Here is a 10,876-nt window from a genome sequence, read left to right as displayed (position 1 = left end):
TCGGATCCGTCGTTGTTGATCGCGTTCGCGCGGCAGCGGGCGTTGTCGGTGGATGCGCGGTGTAAGGCGTTCGCGGCGGCGGCGGATGGGACGGGCTTCTCCGAGGGGCTCGGGATGCTGGTGCTGGAGCGGCTTTCCGATGCACGGCGACTCGGACACGATGTGCTGGCGGTGGTGCGGGGTTCGGCCGTCAATCAGGACGGGGCCAGTAACGGGCTCACCGCTCCGAACGGCCCGTCGCAGGAACGCGTGATCGCCGCGGCGCTCGCGAGTGCCGGTCTGGAGCCCGCGGATATCGATGCGGTGGAGGCGCACGGTACGGGCACGATGCTGGGTGATCCGATCGAGGCGCGGGCGTTGATCAATGTCTACGGCGCCCGGGGGGAGAGTGGTCCGTTCCGGTTGGGTTCGTTGAAGTCGAATATCGGTCATACCTCCGCGGCGGCGGGTGTGGGTGGTGTGATCAAGATGGTGCAGGCCATGCGCCACGGGGTGTTGCCGAAGACATTGCACGTGGATGCGCCGTCGCCGCATGTGGAGTGGGATCCGGCCACTGTGCGGTTGCTGACCGAGGCGGAGCCGTGGCCGGCGGGGGAGCGGGTGCGCCGGGCCGGGGTCTCCTCCTTCGGGGTGAGCGGCACGAATACGCACATGATCCTCGAGGAGGCACCGGCCGAGGCGGTTGCCGCGACCGGTGAGACCACTACGGTCGAACCGGGCGCCGCGGCCGCCGGGACCGCGCCGGCCGTCGCGACGGATCTCGTTCCGTTCGTGCTGTCGGCCCGATCGGAGGACGCGCTGCGCGGCCAGGCGGACCGGCTGCGGCAGTGGCTGATCGGCGCACCGGAGGCCGACCTGCACGATGTCGCCTATTCGCTGGCGACCTCCCGGGCCCTGCTCGAATGCCGCGCGGTGATACCGGCAGCCGATCGCGGCGCGCTGCTCGCCGGTCTGGCGGAGGTGGCGGCGGGTGCGCCCGGGGCGCTTGTGGGGCGCGCGGGCCCGGGCCGGACCGCGTTCCTGTTCACCGGTCAGGGCGCGCAGCGGACCGGTATGGGCGTGGGGCTGTATCAGGCGTTCCCGGCGTTCGCGACCGCACTGGACGAGGTGTGCGCGCAGTTCGATCCGCTGCTGGGGCGCTCCTTGAAAGAGATCATGTTCACCGACGCCGGCGGGGTGCTGGACCGGACCGAGTTCACCCAGCCGGCGCTGTTCGCGTACGAAGTGGCCGTCCTGCGGCTGCTGGAATCGTTCGGTGTCGTCCCGGATGTGCTGATCGGCCATTCCATCGGCGAACTGGCGGCGGCCTACGCGGCGGGGGTGTGGTCCCTGCCCGACGCGTGCGCGCTGGTCGCCGCGCGCGGCCGGCTGATGGGGGCGCTGCCGGTGGGCGGTGCGATGCTGGCGGTGGCGGTACCGGAAACGGTGGCGCGGGAACTGGTGGCCGAGTTCCCGGGCCGGCTCTCGGTCGCCGCGGTCAACGATCCGGCCTCCACCGTGCTCTCCGGTGACGAGGACGCCGTCTCCGAGGTCGAGGTCCGGCTGGCCGCTCAGGGAGTGAAAACCAACCGGCTGCGGGTGAGCCACGCCTTCCATTCCGCGCGGATGGACCCCATGCTCGCCGAATTCCGGGCGGTGGCGGCCGGTATCGCCTACGCGCGGCCGCAACGGACCGTGATATCGAACGTCTCCGGTGAAATCGACGGGGACACCCTGACCGATCCCGAACACTGGGTGCGGCAGGTCCGCGGCTGTGTCCGGTTCGCCCCGGGTGTGGACGCCGCGGTCGGGGCGGGAGTCCGGCATTTCGTGGAGGTGGGGCCGGACGCGGTGCTGGCCGCCGCGACGCGGCGGTGCCTGGCGGAGCATCCGGAGGCCGAGGCGGCCGCCACGGTGGCCGCGACCGCGCGCCGTCCGGTCGGGTCCGCGGCCGGTACGCCGGCCGACGCCGAGGTCACGCAGTTCGTTTCCGCGCTGGCGCAGATCCAGGTCGCCGGGGTGCCGGTGGATCGGCGGGCCTGGTTCGCCGGTCGCGCGGTGCGCCGGATCGGCCTGCCGACCTACGCCTTCCAACGGCGCCGCTTCTGGCTGGACTCCGGGGGCGATACCGGGGTGTCCTCGCTCGAACATCCGGTCCTCACCGGGGTACTCGGACTCGCGGGGTCCGACGAATGGTTGTTCACCGGGCGTTTCTCGCTGCGCACCCATCCGTGGGTGGCCGACCACATGACCTACGGCGTGGTGGTGCTGCCGAGCGCGACCCTGATCGAGATGCTGCTGGTCGCGGGCGCCCGGATCGGGTGCGGCACGGTGGAGGAACTCACCCTGCAGGCGCCGATCCTGCCGACCGGTGACGACGAGATCGAGCTGCAGGTGCTGGTGCAGGCGGCCGACGAACAGGGGCGCCGCCCGTTCGAGTTCTACTTCCGCGTCGCCGGCGAGACCGAATGGGTGCACAACGCGACCGGCGCGCTGGCCGGGCCGACTTCCGGCGAGGCGGATCTGCCTGCGCGGTTGCGGGACGAGACATGGCCCCCAGCGGATGCCGAACCGCTGGACAGTGTGGGACTTCCGGCACTCATCGCCAAGGACACCGGCCTGGAATACGGTCCGGCCTTCCTCGGTGTGCGGGCGGCCTGGCAGCGCGGCGACACCGTGTTCTCCGAGATCGAGCTGGATACCGCGGCGGCGCCGGAGGCCGGCCGCCATACGCTGCATCCCGCCCTGCTGGACATGGTGATGCACGCCGGCTTCTCCCGGCTGCTCTGTGGCGACGGCGACGGCGACTCCGATACCGGCCGGCTGCTGTTCCGCTGGGGCGGTGCGCGGTTCCACGCCACCGAGCCCGGGCGCCGGGCGGAGGTGACCACCCTGCGGGTGATGGCGGTCGTGACCGGGCCGGAGACCGTCGCGGTGGCCGCCGTCGATCCGGCGGGCGACCCGATCGTCTCCGTGGACGCGGTGGTGATGCGCTCGTACGACGTCGAGGAATTCCGCAGCACCCTGCCCGGTGCCGCCGCGAACCTGTACCAGGTGCGCTGGGAGCCGGCCGGTCCGGCCGGGGGCGAGCAGCTCGGCTGGTCGCCCGCGGTGCTCGGCGACGGCGGGATATCCGGGATCGACTCCGCTTACCCGAGTCCCGCCGCGGCGGCCGCGGCCGAGCGGGTACCGGATGTGCTCGTCTGGCGGGCCGCCACTGCGGCGGCCGGCGCGCCGGTGGAGGTCCGGGCCGGGGTACGCGACGCGCTCGCCGTGTTCCGGTCGTTCCTCGCGGAGGACCGTCTCGCCGGGACCCGCCTGGTCGTGGTGACCACGGGTGCCGCGGACCTGCCCGGCGAGATCCCGGACGCGCGCGCCGCCGCGGTCCGGAGCCTGGCCGGGGTCGCGCAGTCGGAGAACCCCGGGCGGTTCGTGCTCGTCGACGCGGAACCGGACCGTCCGGTGGACGCCGACCGCCTCGCGGCGGTCCTGCGATCCGGCGAACCCCAGGTCGCGGTGCGTGGCGCGGAAACGCTGGTACCGCGCCTGGTTCGGGCCGCCACGTCCACCGGCCGCGGTGCGGGGTCGCTGCCGGCGGACGCGACGGTGCTGATCACCGGGGGCACCGGTGGACTCGGCGCGCTGTTCGCCCGGCACCTGGTGGCCGAGTACGGGGTACGGCGGCTGGTCCTGACCTCCCGCCGGGGTCCGGCCGCGCCGGGTGCCGCGGAGCTGGTCGCGGAACTGGACGCGGCCGGCGCCCACGCGCGGGTGGTCGCCTGCGATATCGCCGACCGGGACGCGGTGCGCGCCCTGCTCGACGGTATCGGAACAGATCGGCCGCTGGCGGTGGTGCACACCGCCGGGGTGCTCGAGGACGCGACCATCGCCTCGCTGACCGCCGAGCAGGTGGACCGGGTGGCCGCGCCCAAGATCGACGGCGCCTGGTGGCTGGACGAGCTGACGCGCGACCGTGATATCGCGGCGTTCGTGCTGTTCTCCTCGGTGGCCGCGATCCTGGGGTCGGCCGGTCAGGGTAATTACGCGGCCGCCAACAGTTTCCTGGACGCGCTCGCGCAGCGGCGACGCGCCTCCGGGGCGCCGGCGGTATCGCTGGCCTGGGGGCCGTGGGAGCAGGGCAGTGGGATGACCGGCGGGCTGGACCGGGTCGCGGTGGCCCGGTGGCAGCGCCTGGGCCTGAGTCCGCTGGCCGGCGCCGAGGGCCGGCGGCTCTTCGACGCCGCGCTGGCCGGGGAGCAGGCCCGGCCGGTCCCGGTGCGCTTCGACCCGGCCGCGGTGCGCCGCGAAGCCGATCCTGGTGCGGTGCCCGTGGTGTTGCGCGGTCTGGTGCGCCCGGCGGCGCGTCCGGTGCGCGCGCCGGGTGACGGTGCGGCCGGCCATGCGGCGGGCTCGCTGGGTGCCGCGCTCGCGGAAGTCCCCGCGGCGCAGCGCGCTGATCTGGTGCTCGAGGTGGTCCGTGCGCAGGTGGCGGCGGTACTCGGGCACGAGTCGGGCAACGATATCCGCCCCGATCAGCGTTTCGACGAGATCGGCCTGGATTCACTGGGCGCGGTCGAATTCCGCAACCGGCTGAGCAAGGCGTCCGGGCTGACCCTGCCCTCGACCCTCGTCTTCGATCATCCGACTCCGGTGGCGGTGGCCGGGCTGGTGCTGGCCCGGGTGGCGCCGAGTGCGGACGCTCCGGTGAAGAAGGTCGTGCGGCGGACACGGGTGGACGAGCCGATCGCGATCGTGGGGATGGCGTGCCGGTTCCCCGGCGGTGCCGATTCCGCGGCGGGCCTGTGGGATCTGGTAGCCGCGGGCCGGGACGCGACGGGCGACTTCCCGGACGACCGCGGCTGGGATCTGGAGCGGCTGTTCGACGAGGACGCCGACAAACCCGGCACCGTCTATACCAGGCGGGGCGGATTCCTCTACGACGCGGGTGATTTCGATCCCGGCTTCTTCGGGATCGGCCCGCGGGAGGCCTCGGCGATGGACCCGCAGCAGCGCCTGCTGCTCGAGGTGTCGTGGGAAGCCCTGGAGGACGCGGGCATCGATCCGGTATCGCTGCGCGGCAGCGACACGGGGGTGTTCGCGGGCGCCGGCTACTCGGGCTATATCGATCGGGTGGTCGGTGATCTGGAGGGTTACCGGCTCACCGGCACCACCAGCAGTGTGATCTCCGGGCGCGTCGCCTACGTGTTCGGCCTGGAGGGGCCGGCCGTGACCGTCGATACCGCGTGTTCGTCGTCGCTGGTCGCCCTGCATCTGGGCGTCCAGGCGCTGCGGCGGGGGGAGAGTTCGCTGGTCCTCGCCAGCGGGGTGACCGTGGCGGCCAGCCCGTATCTCTACGTCGATTTCGCTCGGCAGCGCGGGCTCTCGCCGGACGGACGGTGCAAGGCGTTCTCCGCCGCCGCCGACGGTGTGGCCTTCGCCGAAGGCGTCGGTGTGCTGGTGCTGGAGCGGCTCTCCGACGCGCGCCGCAACGGGCACGAGATCCTGGCCGTCGTCCGGGGTACGGCGGTGAATCAGGACGGGGCCAGCAATGGTTTGACGGCGCCGAACGGTCCGTCGCAGGAGCGGGTGATCGCGGCGGCATTGGCGGACGCGGGTTTGGCGCCGGCGGATATCGACGCGGTGGAAGCGCATGGGACGGGGACGACACTGGGTGATCCGATCGAGGCCCAGGCCCTGATCGCCGCCTACGGCGGGGACCGCGCCGACCGGCCGCTGCGGATCGGCTCGCTCAAATCCAATATCGGCCACACCGTGGCCGCGGCCGGGGTGGGCGGGGTGATCAAGATGGTGCAGGCGATGCGGCACGAGATGCTGCCGCGCACCCTGCACGCCGACGAGCCCAGCCCGCATGTGGACTGGTCCTCCGGCGACGTCCAGGTGCTCACCGAGGCGCAGCCGTGGCCGGCCGGCGGGCGGGTGCGCCGGGCCGGGGTCTCCTCCTTCGGGGTGAGCGGCACCAATGCCCACGCCATTCTGGAGGAAGCGCCCGCGCCCGCGGCCCGGTCCACACGGCCGGCGCCCGCGTCCGGAGCGGCGCCGGAATCGCCGGTGCCGCTGCTGGTCTCGGCCTCGTCCGCGGCCGGTCTGCGGGCGCAGGCGCAGCGGCTGCGGGACTGGTGGGTCACCCACCCGGACACCCCGGCCTGGGATATCGCCGCGTCGCTGGTCGAATCCCGCGCGCAGCTGGAGTGGCGGGCCGCGATCGTGGGTACCGGCCGCGACGAATTGCTGGCCGGTCTCACGGATCTGGTCGCGGGCGCCGAATCCGCGGCCGTCGCCGAGGGTATGGCCGGCGTGGGCCGGACCGCTTTCCTGTTCACCGGGCAGGGTGCCCAGCGCGCCGGGATGGGCGCGGACCTCTACCGCGTGTTCCCGGTGTTCGCCGCCGCGTTCGACGAGGTCTGCGCGGAATTCGACCCGTTGCTCGGCCGTCCGCTGCGGGAACTCGTGTTCGACCCGGCCGACCCGGCCGAGCTGGACCGCACCGAGTTCACCCAGCCCGCGCTCTTCGCCTTCGAGGTGGCGCTGTGGCGGCTGGTGGAATCGTTCGGCCCGGTACCCGATCTGGTGATCGGCCATTCGATCGGGGAACTGGCGGCCGCCTACGCCGCCGGGGTGTGGTCGTTGTCGGATGCCTGCCGGCTGGTGGCCGCGCGCGGCCGGCTGATGGGCGCCCTGCCCGCGGGCGGGGCGATGACAGCGGTCGCGGTCGGTGCGGCGGACGCCGCGGAACTGGCCGCCGGATACGGCGACGAACTGTCGATCGCCGCGATCAACGGACCGGGTTCGGTGGTGTTCTCCGGCGATTCCGACGCGGTGGCCGAGGTCGAACGCCGGGCCGTCGCCGCCGGGCACAAGTTCAGCCGGTTGCGGGTGAGTCATGCGTTCCACTCGGCGCGGATGTCCCCGATGCTGGACGAATTCCGGGCGGTGGCCGCCGGACTGACCTACCACCCGCCGCAGCTACCGGTCGTCTCGAACCTCACCGGCGCGGTCGCCGGGACCGAACTGACCGATCCGGAGTACTGGGTGGCGCAGGTCCGCGGGTGTGTCCGGTTCGCGCCGGGCATCGAGACGCTGGCCGCGGCCGGGGTACGGCGGTTCCTGGAGATCGGACCGGACGCCGTACTCACCGCGATGACCCGCCAGTGTCTCGCCGAGATACCGGGCGTCGAGGCGAAATCGGCGGTGATCGCCGCGGCACGCCGGGCGACGGCCGAACCCGTCCAGTTCGTCGGCGCACTGGCGCGGGCGCATGTGGCCGGGCTGCGGGTGGACTGGCAGCCGCTGTACGCCGATCGGGCCGCGGCGCGGGTCGCGTTGCCCACCTACGCGTTCCGGCATCAGCGCTTCTGGTTGCGGCCGGCGGCCGCGACCGCGGCGAGCGGATCGGGCCATCCGGTGCTGACCGAGGTGGTGCGGCTGGCGGGCAAGGACGAATGGCTGCTCACCGGCCGGTTGTCGGCCCGCACGCATCCGTGGCTCGCCGATCACGTCAGTCATGGTGCGATGGTCGTGCCCAGTACCGCGCTGCTGGAGATGCTGCTGGTCGCGGGCCCGCGGTTCGGTAGTTCGGGGGTCGCCGAACTGACTCTCGAGGCGCCGGTGCTCCCTCCCCCGGACGGCGCGATCGAGCTGCAGGTGCTGGTGGACGAGGCCGACGAGACGGGCCGGCGCCCCTTCGTCTTCCACTACCGCCGCGCCGGCGACGACGGTGCCGACTGGGTGCGCAATGCCAGCGGCATCCTGGCCGGGGCCCGTCCGGCGGCGGAACCGCTGCTGGACCGGCTGCGGGCCGAACCCTGGCCGCCGCGCGACGCCGAACCCGTGGACCCGGAGTGGATTCCGGCGCATATCGCGGCGGCGGCCGGGCTCGAGTACGGCCCGTCGTTCTGCGGGACCGAGCGCGCGTGGCGGCGCGGTGACACCGTGTTCTCGGAGGTCGCCCTCGACCCGGGCGTCGATCCGGACGATTTCGCCGTGCATCCCGGTCTGCTGGACGGACTCGGGCACGCCGCGCTCGCCTGCCTGATGTGGCCGGAACTCGACGGTGACCCGAAGCTCGGAAAACTGCTCTTCCGCTGGGCGGGCGCGCGCTTCCACGAGGTGGTGCGACCGGGCCCGCTGCGGGTGATGGCCGTGTCGAAGGGCACCGACGCCATCGCGCTGGCGGCGATCGATGCCGCCGGCAATCCGGTGGTCTCCATCGACGAGGCCGTGATGCGCACCTACGACGTCGACCGGTTGCGCGCCTCGTCGACCGGCGCGCCGGCGGTGCTGCGGCTGGAGTGGACCGAGGTGGCGCCGGCCGGCGACTCGTCGTCCGGTGTCCTCGCGGCGCTCGGACCGGTACCGGTGACCGGTGTGCCGGAGTGGTTCCCGGACCTCGACGCGCTGGTCGCCCACGAGGGCGAGCAACCCGCCGCGGTGCTGTGGTCCGTCGCCGCCGGCACGGTCGGGCGCACCGGCGATATCGCCGGTGCGGTCCACGACCGGGTCCACTCGGCACTGCGGACCGTGCAGGCATGGCAGAGCAGCGGTGCCGCGGCCGGCACCCGGCTCGTGGTGATCACCGGCGACGCGGCCGGACTGCCCGGCGCGTCTCCTGATCTGGCCGCCGCGGCGGCGGCCGGACTGGTACGCAGTGCGCAGGCCGAATACCCGGGACAGATCGTGCTGCTCGATCTCACCGCCGCCGACGAACCCGTCCCGGCCGAGGTGGTGCGGCGGGCGCTCGCGTCCGGGGAAGCCGAGATCGCGATCCGGGCCGGCACCCTGCTGGCGCCGCGTCTGGTGCCCGCGGAGCACGCCGCGGCCCGGCCGGACTTCGGGACCGGCACCGTGCTGATCACCGGGGGTACCGGCGGTCTGGGGGCGGTGCTGGCCCGGCATCTGGTCACCGAACACGATGTCCGCGATCTGCTCCTGGTCTCGCGTGGCGGTGTGAACGCGCCGGGTGCGGCGGAGTTGCGCGCGGAGCTGATCGCGCTCGGCGCGCGGCCCCGGATCGAGGCCTGTGACGTCTCCGATCCCGGTGCGGTGCGGGCCCTGCTCGCGGCTGTCCCGGCCGAGCGTCCGCTGACGGCCGTGATCCACGCGGCCGGCACGCTCGACGACGCCACCGTCGCCACCTTGACGCCGGAGCGGACAGATCACGTGCTCGCGCCGAAGGCCGACGCGGCCTGGATCCTGCACGAGGCCACTCGGGAGACCGGCCTTCGCGCGTTCGTCCTGTTCTCCTCCATCGCCGGCGTGCTCGGGTCGGCCGGTCAGGGCAACTACGCCGCGGCCAACAGTTTCCTGGACGCGCTGGCGATCCGGCGCCGGGCCGAGGGGTTGCCCGCGGTCGCACTCGGCTGGGGGCTGTGGGAGCGGGTGGACACCGGAGGTATGGCCGGGGCGCTGGACGAAGCCGGTATCGCCCGGCTGGCCCGCGCCGGAGTTCACCCGCTCGGCCGCGCGGACGGTCTGCGGTTGTTCGACACCGTCGCCGGGGTCGGCGCGGATCCCCGGAACCCACCGGTGGTGGTGCCGTTGCGCTTCGACGCGCAGGCCCTGCGCCGTGCGGGACAGGGGGATACGGTGCCGACGGCACTGCGCGGATTCGTCCGGAGTGCGGGCGGTGCGGCCGGTCGGCGGTCGCGGGTGTTCACGCTGGACCGGATCCCGGCGGACAAACGGGAGCAGGCCGTCACCGATCTGGTGCTCGAACAGGCCGCGGCGGTCCTCGGCCATTCGTCGGCCGCCGATATCCGGCCCGAGCAGGGCTTCGACGAACTCGGCTTCGATTCGCTCGGTGGCGTGGACTTCCGCAACCGGTTGTCCACGGTGACCGGACTGCAGTTGCCCTCGACCCTGGTCTTCGACTATCCGACGCTCGCCGATATGGCCGGATACCTGTACGAGCAACTGGCCGCGGCGGTCCCGGCGGTCCCGGCGGCACCGCCCGCCGACCCCGCCGAACCGGACGCGGACCTCGCTCGGCTCGCGGAACTCGTCGACCGGGTGCTGGCCACCGCGGGTGACGACGAGCCGACGGTCACCGCCCTGCTGGGCATCGGGGACCGGCTGCGGTCCCATCTGGGCGGCCGATGGCCGGCCGACGAATACGACGACCTCGCCGCGCATTCGAGCGACGAGCTTTTGGATCTGATCGACGAGGAGTTCGGCCGAGCATGAGCAACGAGGAACGGCTCACCCGGTATCTGCGGAAACTGACCGGGGACCTGCGCGCAGCCAACAAACACATCGGCGAACTCGAGGACCGGGCTCGCGAACCCATCGCCATCGTGGGGATGAGCTGCCGCTATCCCGGCGAGGTCCGGACTCCCGAACAACTGTGGGAGCTGGTCGACGCGGGAACCGACGCGGTGGGCCCGCTACCCGCCGATCGCGGCTGGGACCTGGAGCGGCTCTACGATCCGGACCCCGAGGTGCCGGGCACCATCTACACGAGGGAGGGCGGGTTCCTCCATTCCGCACCGGATTTCGACGCCGGCTTCTTCGGGATCGGGCCCCGGGAGGCCGCGGTGATGGATCCGCAGCAGCGGCTGATGCTGGAGGCGTCGTGGGAGGCGCTGGAGGACGCGGGTATCGACCCGGTGTCCCTGCGCGGCAGCGATACCGGGTTCTTCGCCGGTGTCTTCCACCAGTACTACGGGCCGCGGGTCGGTTCACCGGAGCTGACGGCCGAAGCGGAAGGGCACGCCTATCTGGGCGCGGCCAGCTGCGTGCTGTCGGGCCGGGTGTCCTACACCTTCGGTTTCAAGGGTCCGACGTTGTCGGTGGATACGGCGTGTTCGTCGTCGTTGGTGGCGTTGCATCTGGCGTGTCAGGCGTTGCGGCAGGGGGATACGTCGCTGGCGTTGGCGGGTGG

General features: G+C 73.0%; 2 protein-coding genes. Both read left to right on the top strand.

Annotated elements, in window-relative coordinates; all coding sequences use genetic code 11:
* Positions 1-12 precede the first annotated feature (12 nt).
* Positions 13-10,179: a type I polyketide synthase gene (locus ABZV91_RS30930; RefSeq protein WP_355249276.1), complete on the top strand. Its 10,167-nt coding sequence runs from the start codon at positions 13-15 to the stop codon at positions 10,177-10,179.
* The coding region (locus ABZV91_RS30925) for a polyketide synthase (RefSeq protein ID WP_355249275.1) at positions 10,176-10,876 on the top strand (701 nt) is incomplete at its 3' end. The genes ABZV91_RS30930 and ABZV91_RS30925, both read left to right, overlap by 4 nt.

Source organism: Nocardia sp. NPDC004568, assembly GCF_040609955.1.
In the GTDB taxonomy this organism is placed as follows: domain Bacteria; phylum Actinomycetota; class Actinomycetes; order Mycobacteriales; family Mycobacteriaceae; genus Nocardia.
The sequence above is the reverse complement of the archived record's forward strand: the minus strand, read 5'-3'. Positions and strand labels throughout refer to the sequence as shown.